The sequence below is a fragment of the Cytobacillus oceanisediminis genome, from assembly GCF_022811925.1.
In the GTDB taxonomy this organism is placed as follows: Bacteria; Bacillota; Bacilli; order Bacillales; family Cytobacillaceae; genus Cytobacillus; species Cytobacillus oceanisediminis_D.
Genome location: NZ_CP065511.1, coordinates 943,335 through 961,307, shown reverse-complemented (window position 1 = coordinate 961,307; position 17,973 = coordinate 943,335). Strand labels below are relative to the sequence as shown.

The 17,973-nt window shown below is 39.0% G+C and carries 19 protein-coding genes; 5 read left to right on the top strand and 14 right to left on the bottom strand.

The window, feature by feature from the left end:
• Positions 1–127 precede the first annotated feature (127 nt).
• Positions 128–682: a DUF3231 family protein gene (locus tag IRB79_RS05015; protein WP_243507080.1), complete on the top strand. Its 555-nt coding sequence runs from the start codon at positions 128–130 to the stop codon at positions 680–682.
• Positions 683–1,323: 641 nt separating this feature from the next.
• On the opposite strand, the gene IRB79_RS05010 is transcribed toward IRB79_RS05015, so the two are convergent.
• The 4 genes from IRB79_RS05010 to fosM form a co-directional block, all read right to left on the bottom strand.
• Entirely contained in the window at positions 1,324–1,488 is a 165-nt protein-coding gene (locus IRB79_RS05010; RefSeq protein ID WP_243507079.1) for a dihydrofolate reductase family protein, read from the bottom strand.
• Positions 1,489–1,905: 417 nt separating this feature from the next.
• Positions 1,906–3,255 (bottom strand): S8 family peptidase, encoded by a 1,350-nt coding sequence (locus IRB79_RS05005; RefSeq protein WP_243507078.1) that lies wholly within the window; start codon positions 3,253–3,255, stop codon positions 1,906–1,908.
• A 361-nt stretch (positions 3,256–3,616) separates the two neighbouring features.
• Positions 3,617–4,147 (bottom strand): GNAT family N-acetyltransferase, encoded by a 531-nt coding sequence (locus IRB79_RS05000; protein WP_243507077.1) that lies wholly within the window; start codon positions 4,145–4,147, stop codon positions 3,617–3,619.
• Between the two features lie 165 nt (positions 4,148–4,312).
• Complete coding sequence (gene fosM / locus IRB79_RS04995; protein WP_243507075.1) at positions 4,313–4,735, bottom strand: FosM family fosfomycin resistance protein; 423 nt, start codon at positions 4,733–4,735, stop codon at positions 4,313–4,315.
• Between the two features lie 680 nt (positions 4,736–5,415).
• Between fosM and IRB79_RS04985 the strand changes: the two genes are divergently transcribed.
• On the top strand, positions 5,416–5,976 hold the full coding sequence (locus IRB79_RS04985; protein ID WP_243507074.1) for an NAD(P)H-dependent oxidoreductase: 561 nt from the start codon (positions 5,416–5,418) through the stop codon (positions 5,974–5,976).
• Between the two features lie 79 nt (positions 5,977–6,055).
• Here IRB79_RS04985 and IRB79_RS04980 read toward each other — a convergent pair whose 3' ends face one another.
• The gene (locus IRB79_RS04980; RefSeq protein ID WP_243507073.1) at positions 6,056–6,412 is read right to left on the bottom strand and encodes a winged helix-turn-helix transcriptional regulator; all 357 of its coding nucleotides are present in this window, start codon (positions 6,410–6,412) and stop codon (positions 6,056–6,058) included.
• 332 nt (positions 6,413–6,744) lie between these two features.
• Between IRB79_RS04980 and IRB79_RS04975 the strand changes: the two genes are divergently transcribed.
• Complete coding sequence (locus IRB79_RS04975; protein WP_243507072.1) at positions 6,745–7,308, top strand: YolC/YozM family protein; 564 nt, start codon at positions 6,745–6,747, stop codon at positions 7,306–7,308.
• A gap of 253 nt (positions 7,309–7,561) precedes the next feature.
• Here IRB79_RS04975 and IRB79_RS04970 read toward each other — a convergent pair whose 3' ends face one another.
• Entirely contained in the window at positions 7,562–7,957 is a 396-nt protein-coding gene (locus IRB79_RS04970; RefSeq protein WP_243507071.1) for a hypothetical protein, read from the bottom strand.
• Between the two features lie 158 nt (positions 7,958–8,115).
• Here IRB79_RS04970 and trmL point away from each other — a divergent pair, with 158 nt between their 5' ends.
• Positions 8,116–8,586 carry a tRNA (uridine(34)/cytosine(34)/5-carboxymethylaminomethyluridine(34)-2'-O)-methyltransferase TrmL gene (trmL, locus tag IRB79_RS04965; RefSeq protein WP_243507070.1) on the top strand — a complete coding sequence of 157 codons (471 nt, stop codon included), beginning with the start codon at positions 8,116–8,118 and terminating at the stop codon, positions 8,584–8,586.
• Between the two features lie 63 nt (positions 8,587–8,649).
• On the opposite strand, the gene IRB79_RS04960 is transcribed toward trmL, so the two are convergent.
• The 7 genes from IRB79_RS04960 to IRB79_RS04930 form a co-directional block, all read right to left on the bottom strand.
• Positions 8,650–8,937: a hypothetical protein gene (locus IRB79_RS04960; RefSeq protein WP_243507069.1), complete on the bottom strand. Its 288-nt coding sequence runs from the start codon at positions 8,935–8,937 to the stop codon at positions 8,650–8,652.
• A 153-nt stretch (positions 8,938–9,090) separates the two neighbouring features.
• Positions 9,091–9,714: an FMN-binding negative transcriptional regulator gene (locus IRB79_RS04955; RefSeq protein WP_243507068.1), complete on the bottom strand. Its 624-nt coding sequence runs from the start codon at positions 9,712–9,714 to the stop codon at positions 9,091–9,093.
• A gap of 22 nt (positions 9,715–9,736) precedes the next feature.
• Positions 9,737–10,255 carry a spermidine/spermine N(1)-acetyltransferase gene (locus tag IRB79_RS04950; RefSeq protein WP_243507067.1) on the bottom strand — a complete coding sequence of 173 codons (519 nt, stop codon included), beginning with the start codon at positions 10,253–10,255 and terminating at the stop codon, positions 9,737–9,739.
• Between the two features lie 12 nt (positions 10,256–10,267).
• A complete protein-coding gene (locus IRB79_RS04945) occupies positions 10,268–10,693 on the bottom strand; it encodes a MarR family winged helix-turn-helix transcriptional regulator (RefSeq protein WP_243507066.1) in 426 nt (141 codons plus the stop codon).
• Positions 10,694–10,907: 214 nt separating this feature from the next.
• Complete coding sequence (locus IRB79_RS04940; RefSeq protein WP_243507064.1) at positions 10,908–11,606, bottom strand: ABC transporter ATP-binding protein; 699 nt, start codon at positions 11,604–11,606, stop codon at positions 10,908–10,910.
• A complete protein-coding gene (locus IRB79_RS04935; RefSeq protein WP_243507063.1) occupies positions 11,603–13,249 on the bottom strand; it encodes an ABC transporter permease in 1,647 nt (548 codons plus the stop codon). The genes IRB79_RS04940 and IRB79_RS04935 overlap by 4 nt, the downstream gene beginning before the upstream one ends.
• A 2-nt stretch (positions 13,250–13,251) precedes the next feature.
• Positions 13,252–14,325, bottom strand: a complete 1,074-nt coding sequence (locus IRB79_RS04930; RefSeq protein ID WP_243507062.1) for a Fe(3+) ABC transporter substrate-binding protein — start codon at positions 14,323–14,325, stop codon at positions 13,252–13,254.
• A gap of 252 nt (positions 14,326–14,577) precedes the next feature.
• Between IRB79_RS04930 and IRB79_RS04925 the strand changes: the two genes are divergently transcribed.
• Entirely contained in the window at positions 14,578–16,353 is a 1,776-nt protein-coding gene (locus tag IRB79_RS04925; RefSeq protein WP_243507061.1) for a dihydroorotate dehydrogenase, read from the top strand.
• Positions 16,354–16,414: 61 nt separating this feature from the next.
• On the opposite strand, the gene IRB79_RS04920 is transcribed toward IRB79_RS04925, so the two are convergent.
• Positions 16,415–17,935, bottom strand: coding sequence for a DHA2 family efflux MFS transporter permease subunit (locus tag IRB79_RS04920; protein ID WP_243507060.1), 1,521 nt, complete (start codon positions 17,933–17,935; stop codon positions 16,415–16,417).
• Positions 17,936–17,973 lie beyond the last annotated feature (38 nt).

Genomic DNA, 17,973 nt, shown 5'->3' with positions numbered 1-17,973 from the left:
ATGTTTTTTCTTATGGCAACAATTGTGATCAAGCATTCCCTAATTGTTCTCATTCTCACCTGTTGAATAGATATTCATATGCAACAAACAATATAAGTAAATAAGCTAAAAAATCAGGAGGGATCACATGCTAAATGTATGGGAAACAGTTATGGATACCATGAAATCGATGACAGATCAAGATGAAGATCAACCTCTTCATGTTGGAGAAGTGATGGCATGCTGGATTTACTTAGCAGGCCTTGAATTAGCAAAAGTTTCTGTTCAAGCAGGTATAAATACCACGACGGATAATGAACTAAAAGCAATACTTGAAGAAGACATGAAACTAGGGAACAGTCAGAGGGAACGACTTCATGATTTTATGATTAAGGAAGGAATTACATTGCCTTCTGCCCCTGAAGATATGCCAAAATCAGACCCTAACAGTGTTCCTTTCGGTGTTAAATTAACGGATGATGTAATTGCAAACGAATTATCTTTAAAAATTATTAGCTTAATTATGCGTGCTGCTAGTGCTGCTTCAGAATCGATTCGTACAGATGTAGGTATATTGTTTATTCAGTTTCAAGCAGAAAAATTAGCTTTCGCGACTAGATTAAAACATTTAATGCGCAAGCGCGGATGGATTAAAGTCCCACCTTTTTACGTCCCACCTGGTTCTCAACAACCATTAGGCTAAAAATTCTATAGTGATATCTACGTGAGTGATAAAGGTAAAAATTAGGCAGAGCAAAAACAAGCAAATGCAATTTTAGGTTTACATAAACACAACTATAAAGGTAGAAAAACGCCAAACCCATATGAATCGGAGGATTGGCGTTTTTATTTTATGTAGAACTTTAAAAACCGTTGATGAATCACTTTTTTCTGATTTTTCACAATACTTTTTACTGCATATAAAAGTAAGGATTTTTTTCAACCACTTAACTCAATTAAATGGACCGATTGTTGAATAAGAGCTAAAGACTATTCTTCAACTAAACTGCACTTTTACTTGAATAGAAAATGCGTTAATCCTTCCTGAGTCAATATCACCCGTTAGTCATCCATGAAGCGCAAAAATCAGCGCTTCACCACAGAGAATGAAAATGGATAGGAAGTGTCAATACTGATACTGACCTTAATCCAGTCAACCAATCCATAGATTTATTATTTTAACGCTCTCCTCTTTTTTTAAACGATTAAGCAGGGTCTTCTTAAGGAATGTCATTTATCTAATCTTAAGGAAACTTATTTTCATGGTAGTCGAACAAACAAAGCTGCAAAATTCAGCAGCTGGTCTTGAACATAAGCCTTCGTTTATTTAATTAGAAGTTGTGCTTATTGAGTTAAATGTTTTTTGAAAATCTGTTCAGGTTCATAATCACCTTCTTTAAACAATGGGATTCCCCGTCCAATTACTGCAGGAGCAACCGTAAGGATGATTTCATCTATCAATTTTTCTTTTATAAAAGAATGCAGCAAGGCCCCTCCGCCAACGATCAATATTTTTTTCCATCCTGGTGCTTTAGTTTCTCTAAAAGAGGTTAGACCTTGGTTAATAAACTTTACATATTTAGTGTACCTATGGACAAATTAAAAAAAACATAGCATTCTTTGTTTTCATATGGAAACTTGCCATTCTCGTGCTTCATTAACCCAGTCATATGTTTTTCTCCCCATTATGATTGTGTCATCTGTTTTATAAAAAGCTGAAAAACCGTTATCGCCCTCCCCTTCAACATTAAAAAGCAATCCAGTGATTCATCCTTTGCAGCGATGTACCCATCCAAACTTGCTGCAATAAATATTACTAATTTACGTTGGTTTGTTATATTTTTCTCCTTCGGATAATTCTTTTCTTTTAGTATGTACCTAATAATAGAATTAAGCGATTCCCTTTAGAAGAATCGCTTTGAATTTTTATTGATTGTTTGTTTCCAGGATTGAATTTTTGGCGCTTATATAACCGGCTCCATATATATATTTATTATTTTCATTCTGGGGATTCCCCCATGTTTCAGCACCGGTCATAAGTTTATTTTTGACCTGATCCGGTGACAGCTGTCTGTTGCTTTCTAGAATTAATGCGGCAACTCCAGCACAAATTGGCGTTGCCATTGAAGTTCCGGATAATGAGAAGTATTCAGTACCCACACGTGCTGATTTTTGCAGTTTATCCAAATATGAATTTGGCGACCGTAATGATATGATATTTACACCAGGTGCTACAACATCTGGCTTAATCAACTGACTTGATAGGGTTCCACGACTTGAAAAGTTTGCGATTATATCACCTTCACGAACGGGTGTATTCCAATCATCCATGGCCCCGACTGTTATGACCTTTTCGCTGATTCCAGGACTGGCAATCGTTCCAAAATTCGGACCTGAATTTCCTGCTGCAACACAAACAACAATACCGGCATCCCATGCTGCATTAACCGCTTTTACCATCATGTCATCTTCCGGATCCCCTACAGGTGAACTTCCCAGCGACATACTTATGATGTCAATTTTCGGCTGGTTTTCCGGGGTGCTGTTATACTCAATGCACCACTGAACCCCTGCCATGACAGTGGACAGGGAACCTGAACCCAGCTTATCCAATACTTTGACACCAATAATATTTGCATTCGGTGCAGGCCCTCGATATATTCCGCCCGAGGCGGTACCATCACCGGCAGCGTCACCGGCGCAATGGGTACCATGGCCATTGTCGTCATACGCTGCTGTACGGTTATTAATAAAGTCTTTAAAATGTTTTAAACGATCCCCTATATCCTGGTGAGGGTAAACTCCAGTATCAATTACGGCAATCGTTACATCTTGCCCTGTCAGCAAATTGCTTTCTCTCAGCGCTTCTCCTGCTTCAACAGAGGGTGTAGCGACGTCGAGCAGTGCTTGTACTCTTCGATCGTAATGGATTTTATGAATATGGGAGCAAGAGGTTAATAGATCATCTAGTGCGGCTGGCGTCATATCCATACTGCAGCAGGAAATGCTTGAAAAGCTTCTATTTACCTTTGCTCTGAAATGCCTTTGTGAAACAGCATGACATTCCTCTACTGCATCAGAAAAACTGCAGCCTTTCTTAAATTCCACAACTACAGGAAAGTTTTTGGTTCTTTTCAGTACTTTTTCCAAAGGAGAATGTAAAAAGCAGGGTGTCCATTTAAAAGGGGTATAAAGGTGAATCAAATCTTGTCGGAGCTGCAAATCCAGCTTATCCGCATGTGTACGAACCATTTGTATCATTGAAAATCCAAACATGTTTGTCCTCCTTTCCCATAAGCTAGTAACAAGCTATGAAAAGGCAGAAAAAAGGGAACGGTGTTTGTCCCATGGAGATACAAAAAAAGAGAAGGCTGCTGCCCTCTCTTACAAATAAGTTTATTAAACTTGTATGTTGGCTCCATTATCTGATTCTGCCATTGAAAATTCTTAACAAACCCTGTAGTTTTTGCCTGATATCCCATCCTGCGGTAAAATTGATGAGCAGATTCCCGCTGGTTACGTTTTTTTCTTTTATATCTAAATACGACTGTTGTAAAATAACGTTCATCAGTTGAAACAAAAAAAAATAAAAGGTAGTACATAATTTGTTTACTACGTTAAATCTTTGGTAAAAACTCTAAAACTTTAATAAAGAGTACACCTTTAAGTCTTTATGTTCCCCTTTAACATACATTACTTTTCTACTTATACCTTCAAAAGACATACCTAACTTTTCCATAACACGCTCTGAACCCTCATTTTCTAAGAAGCATCTTGCCTGAATACGAACTAAGTTCATACTTTCGAGCCCAAAAGAGATGATTGCCTTTGCTGCTTCGGTAATTAACCCTTTGCCCCAGTATTCTTTAGATAGAACATATCCAATTTCAGCACTATTGTGTTTTGGATGCCACCAAACAAAGTGAACTGTTCCAATAAATTTACCATTTTCTTTTAGCTCAATCCCCCATGGAGCATCATATTGAGGTAAAAATGAATTAATAAAATCTGATAATGAAGAATGAGTATCCCACGTTACATATCTCGTTACTTCTTCATTCGAGGCATATAAATACATATCTTCTGCATCATTTAATGTGATTTTTCTAAGAACGAGACGTTCCGTTTCTATTTTAGGTACATCACCAAATTTATCTATAATATTCATGAATTCACCACTTTACAAAATATTATTAACTGATAATAATTCCATTAAATTAGCCTGCCCCTTTAGTTTAATAAGAAAAAAGCTGTCTGATTAGCAGCTGATCTTGAATATAAGCACCAGTTACATTGCAATCCTTCAAAAACTCATCAAACCAACTAAAATCATTTAATTGTAAAACTCCATATGTGTTTTTTCCTTTTTGTAATAATCTAGTCTGTCTTGTAAAGTACCAGTATGAAATTCAAACTTATGCCCATCTGGATCAGTAAAGTAAATAGACTTTTTATCTTTTTCGTCTCTTGGACGACCTGACAGGATGTTTACCTTCAATTCTTTTAGTTTACGGTACATATTATCAAATTCCGCTTCTTCTATTGAAAAAGCTATATGTGTATATGATTGGCAAATTTCAGTACGAGGAATATCCTTTTCTTCATTAAGGGCAAGCCATATACCGTTTAAATCAAAATAGGCAGTACTTTTTCCCTTAACTAACAACTTTGCACCAAACACATTTTTATAAAACTCAATAGAAGCTTCTAAATTGGAAACTGAAAATAAAAAATGATTAATGCCTTTTATTGACACCAAATCACCCCAACCTAAGTTTTTTATATAGTCATTATACAAAATCTTATTGAAGTATTCTGCCCCGTTTGCCCAATAGTGACTTTAACAAAAGAAGCAATAATCCCTCCTGGATTATTGCCCTATTAGATGCAAAAGCAGTCCTGTGTTAATCAACTTATATGAATGTCTGTTCCATACTGAGCTAATTGTAGTTTCCTTGCCACAGATTGAGATGCTAAGTTGTCCTTAGAAGTGCTATATAGAGCAATTCGTCCTTGTATTTGTACTTCTGCAGCCCAGGCCGGAAAATCCGCCTGAGTTGGCAGCTGGATCTTAAAGTAATGCACCCTTTAGTTTAAGTGAAAATCTTCACAATATTTCTTTGCCTTAACAAAATCAGATACCTTAATGTGTAGGGGCATATCAAAAAGACGCCTTCTTATTAAAGAAAAGTGCCCTGTTCTTGAATAGGTAAAAAATGACTTAGTACACGATCTTTTCACATTACGTACGGTGACCTGAGAATGTAGCTATTTTACTTAGCGATTGGTTCGCTGGTCCTCCCTTATAGAAAAAATTTTTATGACTGATTTAACACTAACCTTTATGTAAGTACCTGTACTAAAAGTGCATACTTACATATTTGTAGTGTTCACTTTATCATTAAGATATAAATATTACTTAAGGAGGAGAAGTCTTTGAAAACTCTTATTATCGTAACACATCCCAGCATAGAAACATCCGTCATTAATAAGCGATGGGTAGAAGAACTGAAAAAACATCCGGAAAAGTATACTGTTCACGAATTGTCTAAGGTTTACCCTGATGGAAACATAGACGTGGAAAAAGAACAAAAATTGGTTGAATCACATGGTAATCTTGTTTTGCAGTTCCCTATATATTGGTTTAATTGTCCGCCTCTCCTTAAAAAATGGTTTGACGATGTTTTAGCTTATGGATGGGCTTATGGTTCAAATGGAGGCGATAAATTAAAGAATCGTAAAGTAGCTTTAGGTGTATCTGCCGGAATCAAAAAAGAAGATTATAGTGAAACTGGGAGATATCAGTATACACTTGAACAAATTTTAGTTCCATTTAAAACGACATTCTTGTACTGCAATGCAGATTATCGATCGTTTTTTGCGTTTTATGGCAAAGAAAGTGAGCCGGGTGGAAACGAAGAAGAAGAAAATGAGCCGGGTACAAGCAAATTGGAAAAAAGCGCTCAGGATTATTTGAATTTTGTTGACAACCTGTAATAGGCCGCTTATTTAAAGCTATAAAAAAGAAGTATTTTTGTTGAGAAATACTTCTTTTGATTTTAAAAGTTAGCAAGGCTTACTCTGCATTATCCAGAGCTGGCAAACGATTTTTCTCTCCCCACTCGCACATCATATTTAACAATGGAACAAGAGAAAGACCACGGTCAGATAATGAATATTCAACTTTTGGAGGTATTTGGGGAAATTCCTTGCGTATGATAAGGCCCTCTGCCTCCAGCTCTTTTAACATGATGCTTAGCGTTTTAAAGGAAATGGTACCAATACTTCGCTTCAGCTCATTATGCCGCATAACCTTATGTTCAGACAGCCAATATATAATGATCATTTTATATTTACCGCCTATTAAGGACAACGTATATCCAAAGCCAGTGTCTTTTAGTTCAATGCCAGTCGGAACACAGGTTTTGCTCACAAGTTACACTCTCCTTTAGATATGTATATGAAAAATACATCCTATACAATAGATCATTATGCAACCTTATTGCAAAGGATGTAAAGTAAATCGCTATAAAATTTGTTATATCTTTAACTCGAATAGAAACTTTTAACAAAATACCTCTGTTAAAAAACTCCTTCTTTATTCAACTAAACTGCCCCGTTTGTAGAATAAGAAACAAGAGAGATCCCTTTTAAACAATATCTAATATCCAAACAAGACAAATTTATATCCGGGTAGATAAATATTTGAAAAGACAGCAATTCCCCTTGGGTAAATATGGTAAACTATTATGAAAGAAGGATGACATGAAGAAGTTTGCTTCAATCTTAACAATCGTTGCTGCACTCTTTGTATTTGATTTGGCTGTAAAAAAAGATGATGCTCCCATTAATGAGGAAGATAAGAGCAGCCAGATCATGTCTGTTCTTGACACTGTGGATGATGAATTTGGTTTATTTGGCTATTCGGTAAGTCATGAAGAATCAATTATCTATATTTTTATGGATTCAGCAAAGAGTGAAAAAGAACTAAAGGAATATCTATCAAAGCAAATTGCTAAAAAAGAAATGGAACAATATAGATATGACATAACTAAAAGACCTCTGGAGGAAGTTCAGACAGAGACTAATTTAGCTAAAATCGAAGGTGTTCTATTTGACTATATAGAAGGAAAAAATTATACAGATATTCAACGTGTAATAAGTTTTTCCGAACCAGAACCAACTATTAAAATTGATCTTGCAAAAACCAGTGAAAGATCTATTGAGGAATTTGAGGCTGAACTAAATAATATTTTAGCTTCTTATGATACCAATACTCCTAAAAATTTTAAATATAGGATCCAAATTGAAAAAACAGAAAATGTGTGAAATCCTTCGTTCTAGAAAAGAGGATTTTTTTATAAAAAACAGAATCTGTCTTAGTTTGGTTATCCCAATTCATTAATGTTTCCTGCATTAGAAAAGCAATACCTTATAAAAGTTCGACTAGTACTCAAATTAAATTTAGAGAAAAAGTTTTTATACTAAACTCCCTCAATAAAAGAAGCGAAAACGGCTGCCCCTTTTGCTAAATAAGAAAAAGCCGCCTTATTCGGCAGCTGATCCTGAACATAAGCACCATTTATTTTACGTGTGTTTCTTCACTATTTGTAGTTTTTGACTGTTTTATTTTCTTCCAATTAGAAAATATTTCTATTGACGAAATAAGGAATCCAATCCATAAGAAACCATTATCAAATGATATTCCTGAGGCGGATTGCCCTCCAAATACTGTTAGCAACCCCATTAAGAAAAGGATATAGGCGATCGAACATAATTGCCATTTTAAGGCTAATTCCCGATTAGTGTCTCTATATCTTTTAATGAAGAAACTGGTCAGAAATAACCCAACAAACAGTATAATCACCACGTTTTTTGGGGTTTTATACGCAAGCGGATTATCTGGAAAATAGTCACAAACAAATAATAATGTGAAAGCCAAGAATATTATTAATTCCAGTGGTTTTAAAAAGATCAAAATCCTCCACCTTCCTCATATTACCATTTCCGATAAATTCCATCATAATTATCCAAACCGTGCTTGTCCAACTAAGCTGCCTCGTTAGCATAATTTCTAATGCGCCCAATCAATATGCTATAATTTGGAGGGTAAAATGAAGATAGAGGTGACAATCCTTGGCCATACATGTCGTACTATATCAGCCGGATATTCCGGCCAATACCGGAAATATTGCCCTTACTTGCGCTGCAACGGATACTTCCTTGCATTTAATCCGGCCGCTTGGTTTTTCAACAGATGCAGAAATGATAAAACGGGCAGGCTTTGATTTCTGGGAATCCGTGAACATAACGTATTATGATTCAATGGATGACTTTTTTTCACAAAACCAGGGGGAGTTTTACTATATTGAAACCTTTGGTGAACAAGCACATTCATCCTTTGATTTCAGCGATGCTTCAAAGGAACATTATTTTATGTTTGGAAAAGAAACAACGGGCTTGCCAAAAGACTTACTGGAAGAAAATAAAGATCACTTTTTAAGAATACCCATGAATGATAATGTCCGTTCACTCAACCTTTCGAGCACAGCTGCTATATTGGTGTATGAGGCTCTTCGCCAGCAGGGATTTCCCCATCTAAAATAAAACATCTTCCGAGCTGGAAGATGTTTTGTCTTCCGCTATCGCCCTTTAACACCTTCAGGTCAGTCATTTTTCCGGTTTCAGAATGGTTCTTTGCAAGGGAACACCTCCCATCGAAACATTGCGTTCTATGAAAATATAGGTACGGCCATCAATGACAAATTTTCGATTCCCTATATAACTGGCATCTCTCCCTTGATTGACAAGTTCACTCTGTATTGCTTCAACATACTCTTTAAAATCCACATACCTCTCATCCAGATCAATGGTGATATGATTTTTTCTATATCCCATAAGCCAATTAAAACCAATCAGGCATAAACCGAGTATGGCCAAAAATAAAATGATTTTCATATCGAGGTTTCACCTCCCTTTTAATAACTAATGTATGAGATTGATATTAATTCGTTTCATGTAAAATAAGTTCGATATTCCCCTATGCTAACATAATATTCCAAATACTAAAAAACAGAGGGCCATCTGGGTTCCTCTGTTTTTCCTATAAACTTATAATCCCTTTTTCACCTTTCCCTCCATCAGCTGGGCCATTTGCTTAGAATTAAGATCATTCTCTTCATAGAGTTTATGAATGATGTTTTGATAGTCTCTTTCATTACGGTTCTGGCTTAGTTTATTGGCAGCTTGAATTTCCTGTACTTTAATCTTGAATCCAACAATTCCTTTCAGCTGCTGTTCTAAAAGCTCCGGAGAAAGCTTATCCCATAAGACAGGATTTTTGCGATGCTTTTCATATTTTTGAAGCAGCATGGCCAGGTCCCTCTTTAATTCCTCTTCACTCAGAATACTCGCTTGACCATATACATGGACAGCCTGATAGTTCCATGTCGGTACATTTTCTTCTTCATACCAGGAGGAAGAAATGTAAGCATGTGGCCCCTGGAACATCACCAGCACATCTTCAGAGGCTTCGAATGTTCTCCATTGCGGGTTCCCATAAGCCATATGCCCTGTTAAATAGCACGTATCTCCTTCTTTCATTAACTGCAATGGCAGATGCGTAGCAATGGGTCTTCCTTGTTTTACTGTGACCATCGTGCCAAACGAGTTACTTTGAACAAACTCCCAAATTTCATCCGCATTTGTGACTTTATAGTATTTTGGAATATACATAACCATCCGCCCTTCGAAAAAATTATTTGAGAGTCTTGACCATTATAAAATCCGTTTGTTCTTCATCACCCATATAAAAAGAGTGGGCTCCCGTTTGGACAAACCCTATTTTCTTATAAAAGGCAATTGCCTTTTCATTTTTTTCCCATACACCCAGCCAGATTTTCTTTTTATTAAGCTCCATCGCAACTTCCAGGGCTTTATGGAACAGATACTTACCAAGCCCCTGTTTCTGAAATGGGCTTCTGATATAAATCCTCTCGATTTCAAGTGCTTCCTCGCCCATTTCTTCAGTCTGAGCCTCATCGGTATTAACCTTTAAATACCCGGCAGTCTCGCCCTCAAATTCAACAAAGTAGAACTGTGATGAAGATTGAGATAGTTCAGTTTCTAATTGCTTTAGGTTAAATGCCTTTTCCAAATAGGCTTGCATATTATCGGGAGAATTCTGATCCTTAAACGTCTCACTAAATGTTTCATAGCTAATTTCCTGAAGTCTGCTTAAATCTTCAAGCGTACATTTTTTTATATGAATAGTCATTATGCCTCTCCTTTAATAATTTCTCTTGTTCCCCTTCTTCACATATTCCCAGTCTTTTTCTACATTTTTTCTAACCCTTTGAAGCAGCTCGAAAATGGTTTCAGCTTCTTTCTCGGAAAGTCCTTCTAAGCAAATCGCATTGGAATATTCATGTTCTCTTTTTATAAAAGGAAAAGCTTTTTCCCCTTTCTCTGTTGGGAAGAGCCTCCTGATTTTCTTGTTCTGTTCATCATCTTTCTTTTCTATGAAGCCATTCATTTCAAGCTTTTTAATCGCTCGGGCCGCTGTTGTCCGATCTACTTTTATCATCTCAGCTAACTTTTCCTGAATTATGCCTGGATTTTCACATATTCGCACAAGGTACAGGTACTGACCTTTTGTAAGGTCAAGCTCTTTAAACTCGATATTGCTTATGGAATCCAGAGCCCTTGCGATCATGCCAATTTCACGGAGAATTTCCAGCGTACTCAGCTCCTCAACACGTTTTTTTGTTGTAAATGCAATAATAATGTTATGTATTCAATCTAACTTATTTTTGTTGCATTTGCAATAAAAAAATAATTAAATATTTGTTTCTACCTATTATGACTTTTAAATCTTACAACCGTTTGTTTAATGTCAAAAGGCCCGCTTTTCAGCGAGCCTTAAAGTGTTATCTTACAAATGTAAGCTTACTTTCCTTTTCATTGATTTCATATTGTGATCCTTCAGGTTTTCCAAATACGATGCTTCTGTCGCAGATGGCCTCTACATCTTCTTTATCATGTGTCACCATGATACAGGTCATGTTTGCCTTTTTCAGGATCTCCCGAAGTTCATCCCTGATCGAGCCTTTTAAATTCGCATCCAAATTGCTGAATGGCTCATCCATCAGCAGCAATTTCGGCTTTGGCGCAAGAGCCCTGGCCAGAGCAATCCTCTGCTGCTGCCCGCCGCTTAGCTGATGCGGATATCTTTTTTCAAAATCAGTCATCTGCACAAGCTCAAGCATCTCCCTGACACGCGGCAATCTTTCCTTTCGTGACAGGCGGGATAAGCCGAATAAAAGATTATCTTTTACTGACATATGAGGAAAAAGCGCGTAGTCCTGAAATACCATGCCCACTCCGCGATCTTCCGGATGCAGGAAAGTCTTCTTGCCTGCTGCTTCTGTACCGGCGATTTCTATCGTGCCCGCCCTTGGAATTTCAAGACCTGAAATCAATCGAAGAAGCGTGCTCTTCCCGCTTCCACTTTGTCCAAGTATGCCAACGATCTCCCCTTCGTCCATTGTAAAAGAAAAATCTTCAATTACAGGAACATGAGCTTTTGGAAATGAAAATGTCAGGTTATGAATTGTAAGGATGTTCATTTCTTCACCTTCTTATCAATCATTTGAAACACCGCAACAGATATAACACTTATGAGAATAATCATGAGGGAAGGTATGGCCGCCTCATAAATCATCTCATCTTTTGCGTATTGATAGGTCTTCGTGGCAAGGGTATCAAAATTAAATGGCCTGAGCAGCAAAGCTAATGGAAGCTCTTTAATAATTTCTACAAATGTTAGAATAAAACCGCTGAATAAAGCGCCTTTAATCAAGGGCAAATCCACCTTGAAAAAGGTTTTTGTGACGCCGAAGCCCAGCATCCTTGATGCTTCTGTATATTTGTTCCCTATTTTCTCAAATCCGATTTCAACAGCATTATAGCCTGTTGCCATAAATCGTATGGTATAGCCAATCACCAGCATGGCCAGAGATAAGCTTAAGATAAGGGGAGCTTTACCCCACCCCATATAAGAGTAAAATGGCGCAAGCACAGAATCAAGTTCTATAAATAACGCAAGGACTCCAATCGCAATGATCGCTCCGGGAATCGAATATCCTGCTGTTGCCAGCTTGGATAAAATGTACGCTCCGGAGGAATGGGACCGTGTTACATTTGCGATAATCACGGCAAATAAAAGAATCAGTGCCGTAGAGATTATTCCAACAAAAACAGTCTGGTTTAATAATGTAAAGAACGTGTCGTTCCACACCTTCGTGAAAGTCAGCCTGGACCATGCCAGCAGCTGAACCACAGGTATTAAAAACCCAAGAAGGAAAATCACCGAACAGTAGATAAAAACCGCTGCAGCCCGAAGCCCCTTCAGCTTTTGGCGTCCCAGGGGCCTGGATTTGCTGCTGATATTATACCGTCTCCCCTGCCTGAGCAATTTTTCAATAAAAAACAATCCAACTATGATGACCATTAACCATGCAGCCAGGCGCATGGCTGAATCTGCATCATACATGCCAAACCAAGTCTGGAATATGGCTGTCGTAATCGTATGAATGCCAAAATAGCTTGTCACTCCATAATCACTCAAAACCTCATAAATAACAAGCACAGCTCCAGCAACGATTGCCGGTCTTGAGAGCGGCAGTACAATTCTCACAAAAATGGCAAAGGGTTTTCTCCCCAGAAGCCTTGCATTCTCAAGGTAGGAAGAGCTTTGATTTTCAAGAAAAGCTCTGCAAATGATATATACATACGGAAATAGAAAAATCGTAAATATAAATACAGCACCTTTAAGCGAGGATATGGAAAGCCATTCCGGGTTAATCTGATAATCGAACTCGTTCCTTATGGTTACCTGAACAACCCCTGTATAGCTCAACATTGTTCGATAGGTATAGGCTGCGATATAAGGAGGAATAGCCAGCGGAAGAATCAGCCCCCAGCTGAAAAAGCGCCTCATCGGGAAGTCGTATGCAGCTATGAGCCAGGCCAGGCTTACTCCCAATATAGCTGTAAAAACCCCTGTCAGCACAACCAGGATAATCGAATTGGCAGCATAATTTTTTAATAGATACTCCCTGATCTGAAACCAATTTTCATTCGGTTCCTGGAAAATAGAAAAAAAGATAAACAAGATGGGCAGCAAAATCATTGCCGCCCCAATCAAGCTTACCAGCCACCATCCGTTAAAATCCTTTCGAAAGAAATGTTTAACAGATTCCGTATTCATTATTATTTCCAGCCTGTTTTATTAAAGATTTCAATAGCCTTTTGGTTATGCTTGCCTAAAGTATCAAAGTCAAGCTCCTGCATCTTAAAGTCACCCCATGACTTAAGGATTTCAGGCTTTTCCGCTTCAGGATTAACAGGGAATTCATAGTTGTTTGCTGCTAAATATTCCTGAGCATCCTTGCCAGTCATATATTCGATCAGCTTCGTCGCATTTTCAGGATTTTTGCTGTGCTTCGTTAACCCAATTCCGCTGATATTCACATGTGTGCCGTTTGTTTCCTGGTTAGGGAAGAATACGCCCAAACCTTCCGCCACTTTCACTTCTTCAGGGTCAGATGAATTGGCAAGCAGTCCTACATAGTACGTATTCATAATCCCCACATCACCGATGCCGGCTGCGATGGCTTTAGCCTGGTCTCGGTCCCCGCCATCCGGCTGGCGGGCGAAGTTCTTCACAATGCCTTCTGACCATTCTTCTGCCGCTTTATCACCATTTAATTCAATGAAAGAAGCAAGCAGGGACTGGTTGTAAAGGCTGGTTGAAGAGCGGGCGAGCACTTTGCCCTTCCACTTATCGCTTGTTAAATCTTCATAAGTGGATAATTGATCAGGTGAGACTCTGTCCTTCGAATACACGATTACACGTGCCCTTGTAGCCATTCCAATCCATTTGTTTTCGTTATCGCGCAAATTCTCAGGTACATTTTCATTGATTACATCAGATTCAACAGGCTGAAGTATATCATTTTCTTTTGCGTGCGCAAGGACACCGCCGTCCACAGTAATGAATAAATCGGCTTCCGTGCTTTCGCCTTCACGCTTTAGACGCTCAATCAGTTCTTCGGCTTCCCCTTTAACGACATTGACTTTAATGCCCGTTTCTTCTGTGAAATCCTTGTATACTTGATCATCTGCCTCATAATGTCTGGCAGTATAGACATTGACTACCTGCTCTTCCTTTTTGGAAGCGGTGTCCTTTTTACCCTCAGAAGTGCTTTCTCCCCCGCATCCAGCCAGAGTAAGGGTTAGAGCTGTTGTTGCGATAAAAGGCTTTAGTAATTTTGATAAGTTCATGTTTCTTTCCACCTTTATATATGTATTTGATATTGATAATTATTATCACTTACTACATTCTACATACCCCTACTCGTTTCGTCAATATCCTTTTTCTATGAAAATAGCAAATTTGTCAAATGATATGTTTTGGAATGTACTATGGTGTACTATGGGGCGATCCAATCGTCCCTATTATTTATATACTTTTCTAACGGCAACACCCATCCCAAACCTATATGCTAAAATAGAAATAAATGGGAGGTGTTTTGTTTGCCGGATTGGTCGTATCATCCTATTTTTAAGCCCATACTTCAGAAGCTGCCCGCTTCCTTCAGCAGGGAGTTTATCCATCGCGGGATGAGCATGATATCATCCAGCCGTATAGGGGAAGGATTAATCGAATTTCTTGGTCATATGGAACCCTCCAGAAAGCTTGCGAAAAATGTATTTGGCGTTCATTTTTCCACTCCAGTCGGACTAAGCGGCAGGATTGATCCTCACTTAACCGGGATGAAGGCTTTTCATAATCTGGGGTTTGGTTTTATTGAAATCGGGCCCGTTTCTATTCGAGGGTCAGCAGAAGAACTATATGTAGACCCGAAACAAGAAAAGATACATAGATTAATGGACGCTTCAGTAGAGTTAACGGCTGCTAAGAAACAGTTGCTTTCTCTAAAGAAAAAGAAAATTCCGCTTCTTATAAACGTTGAAGGAACTTATCAAGAGGCCATCCAAATTTGTGAAGAATTACTTCCTTTTAGCGACGGATTTATTTTGGGCAGCCATACTTTTCAATCAGCGAGCCAATTTAACCAATTTAAATATGAATTAAATAAACCTATCATCCTTTCTATTTCGCAGGATGATATTCTCAGCCTGGACTATAGCCCGGACGGAATTCTCCTTACAGGAAAGGATTCCCCGGAAGAACTCATTCATAAGCTTGGAACTCTCAGGAAGCTGTTCAGCGAAGATTTCCCCATCATCACTTCAGGCTGTATTAAAGAGCCTTCAGATGCTATTAAACTGCTGGAAAGCGGAGCTTCTTTAACTATGTTAAGCGATGAGTACATTTTTACTGGACCCGGATTGCCGAAGAGGATTAATGAGGCCTATACCAGCACATTTCCGAAGGAGACTGCCAATGTGGAGGGATGGCGCTGGTACTGGCTGTTTGGCTTAGCTATTGCCATTGCAGGGTTCATTGCCCTGTTTTTCAGCATGACTTCGGTGATCCTTCCCTATGATGAGAGATTTCTGGGAATCTTTAGGAAAGATATTATTTATTTTAACCCTGCCATTTTATATTTTATGGCTCATGACAGAATGACGCTGTCAGGAACGATGATTTCAGGCGGAATCATCTATATGCAGCTTGCCAGGCATGGAATAAGAAATGGCCTCCACTGGGCAAGAAAAGCAGTAAATATAGCAGGCACTATCGGCTTCCTGGGAATTGTCCTGTTTATTGGCTACGGTTATTTCGATTGGCTTCATGGGCTGTTTTGGCTTATTTTACTTCCCTTATTTATATTGGGATATGCAAAATCAAGAACAGCAATTGCATCTCCCTCCAGTTCAAATCTTTTCAACAGTGCGCAGTGGAAGCTGAGCTTATTCGGCCAGCTTTGCTTTGTGATACTGGGGTTTTCATTAGCTATTGGCGGGATGGTCATTTCCGCCATAGGAGCTTCACATGTATTTGTACCAACGGACCTTGCTTATCTTTGCCTGACTCCTGAAGCTCTGAACGAATTTAACGATCGGCTAATTCCTGTGATCGCACATGACCGTGCGGGATTTGGAAGTGCACTATTAAGTGTGGGCTTGCTCGTCTTGATGCTGGCTTTATGGGGAATCCGCGAGGGGGAAAGATGGGTGTGGTGGACCTTCACCATTGGGGCCATTCCGGCATTTGCCGCCGGGATCTTAACTCATTTTTTTATTAACTATACGGATTTCATCCACTTGCTTCCTGCTTACTTCGCTTTGCTTTTGTATGTGATTGGCGTTATTGCAACCGCCCCTTTTTTATTAAAAAAATAGTGGCTAAATAAAAAACCGGGCGGTATCGGAACTGGATACCACCCGGTTTTCAGCCTATTAATCAATCTTTAACAGCCGCTTCTTCACCTGTTTGATTTTCATGATGGGGTTTCACTCTTTTAATAAAGAAAGCAAGTATGAGGGCGATCACCGCAATCAATGCAGAAAGGAAGAAAGTGAAATTAATGCCATGCAGCATCGCTTCATTCATGATTTGCTGCTGCATATCAGCTGCGGCCTGTGCAGATGGCTGAGCTGCACTTGCACTCATATTGGCCAGTGTGTCACCTGCCAGTTCCTCTGCTTTTTCTTTCGTGCGGTTATTCATGACGGTAATCAGCAGCGCAGAGCCAATGGCGCCGGATACCTGCTGCAGTGTATTATTCATAGCGGTTCCGTGCGGATTATTTATCGCCGGCAGCTGATTCAATCCATTGGTCATGACAGGCATCATAACCATTGACATCCCGAACATCCGAAAGGTATACAGCAGAACAAGGGTAGAATAGGCCGTATTCATGCCGATTCTGCTGAAGTAATAAGATGTTACAACGGTAATGGTCAGCCCGATCACCGCCAAAACTCTTGCCCCATACTTATCAAAGAGTTTTCCTGTAATGGGAGACATGATCCCCATAACAATCGCTCCCGGAAGCATCAATAGACCCGAATCCATTGGTGAAATTCCGCGGATGGTCTGTACATAGATGGGCATCAAAATCATCGCTGAAAACATGGCGACAGCTATCACGATTGAAATGGCCGATGACAGGGCAAACATCGGATATTTGTAGATGCGAAACTCAAGCATAGGATCATCCATCCGTAGCTGACGGATTATAAAGGTAATTAAAGCAATTGCCCCAATCGCAATTGTGCCGTACACGAGGGGGCTATCCCATCCTTTTTCCCCTGCTGAACTAAAGCCATAAAGCAGTCCGCCAAATCCAATGCTTGATAATACCAGAGAGATGAAATCAAGCTTAATCGCTCTCTGCGGTGTAATATCTTTTAATTTAAAGACTGCAAAAACTACGGTTAACAGGGCAATTGGCAGAACAAGGTCAAATAACATTCTCCAGCTGTAATGTTCAATCAGCCATCCTGAAAGAGTCGGCCCAATCGCTGGAGCTGTAATCATGACAAGACCAAACATCCCCATTGCAGCCCCTCTTTTCTCGACCGGAAATGCGGTAAGCATGACATTCATTAATAACGGCATCATAATCGCCGATCCTGAAGCCTGAATCATCCGAGCCCCTAATAACACACCAAATGCAGGCGCAATACTGGCCAGGAATGTTCCCAAAGTAAACAGTGACATGGCTGTAATGAATAATTTCTTGTCGGAAAATCGCTGAATGAAGAATGCACTCGCCGGTATTAAAATCCCGTTAATAAGCATATAGCCTGTAGACAGCCATTGTACGGCAGTTGCATTCACATCAAATTCTTCCATAATGGATGGGAGAGCTACATTCAGCAATGTTTCATTCAATATCGCTACAAAAGCCCCGATAAATAAAATGGCGATCATGCCATACGGCGGTTTGTTTTGATCCGTATTGGTTTGCTGCGACATTCGATCAATCCTTCTTTCTATGTTAAATATAGATTTGA

Excerpts from the sequence above, each read along its gene's own strand:
- IRB79_RS05015 (WP_243507080.1), top strand. The coding sequence starts at position 128 with ATGCTAAATGTATGGGAAACAGTTATGGATACCATGAAATCGATGACA.
- IRB79_RS05005 (WP_243507078.1), bottom strand. The coding sequence starts at position 3,255 with ATGTTTGGATTTTCAATGATACAAATGGTTCGTACACATGCGGATAAG.
- IRB79_RS05000 (WP_243507077.1), bottom strand. The coding sequence starts at position 4,147 with ATGAATATTATAGATAAATTTGGTGATGTACCTAAAATAGAAACGGAA.
- IRB79_RS04975 (WP_243507072.1), top strand. The coding sequence starts at position 6,745 with ATGAAGAAGTTTGCTTCAATCTTAACAATCGTTGCTGCACTCTTTGTA.
- IRB79_RS04960 (WP_243507069.1), bottom strand. The coding sequence starts at position 8,937 with ATGAAAATCATTTTATTTTTGGCCATACTCGGTTTATGCCTGATTGGT.
- IRB79_RS04955 (WP_243507068.1), bottom strand. The coding sequence starts at position 9,714 with ATGTATATTCCAAAATACTATAAAGTCACAAATGCGGATGAAATTTGG.
- IRB79_RS04950 (WP_243507067.1), bottom strand. The coding sequence starts at position 10,255 with ATGACTATTCATATAAAAAAATGTACGCTTGAAGATTTAAGCAGACTT.
- IRB79_RS04945 (WP_243507066.1), bottom strand. The coding sequence starts at position 10,693 with ATGATCGCAAGGGCTCTGGATTCCATAAGCAATATCGAGTTTAAAGAG.
- IRB79_RS04940 (WP_243507064.1), bottom strand. The coding sequence starts at position 11,606 with ATGAACATCCTTACAATTCATAACCTGACATTTTCATTTCCAAAAGCT.
- IRB79_RS04935 (WP_243507063.1), bottom strand. The coding sequence starts at position 13,249 with ATGAATACGGAATCTGTTAAACATTTCTTTCGAAAGGATTTTAACGGA.
- IRB79_RS04930 (WP_243507062.1), bottom strand. The coding sequence starts at position 14,325 with ATGAACTTATCAAAATTACTAAAGCCTTTTATCGCAACAACAGCTCTA.
- IRB79_RS04920 (WP_243507060.1), bottom strand. The coding sequence starts at position 17,935 with ATGTCGCAGCAAACCAATACGGATCAAAACAAACCGCCGTATGGCATG.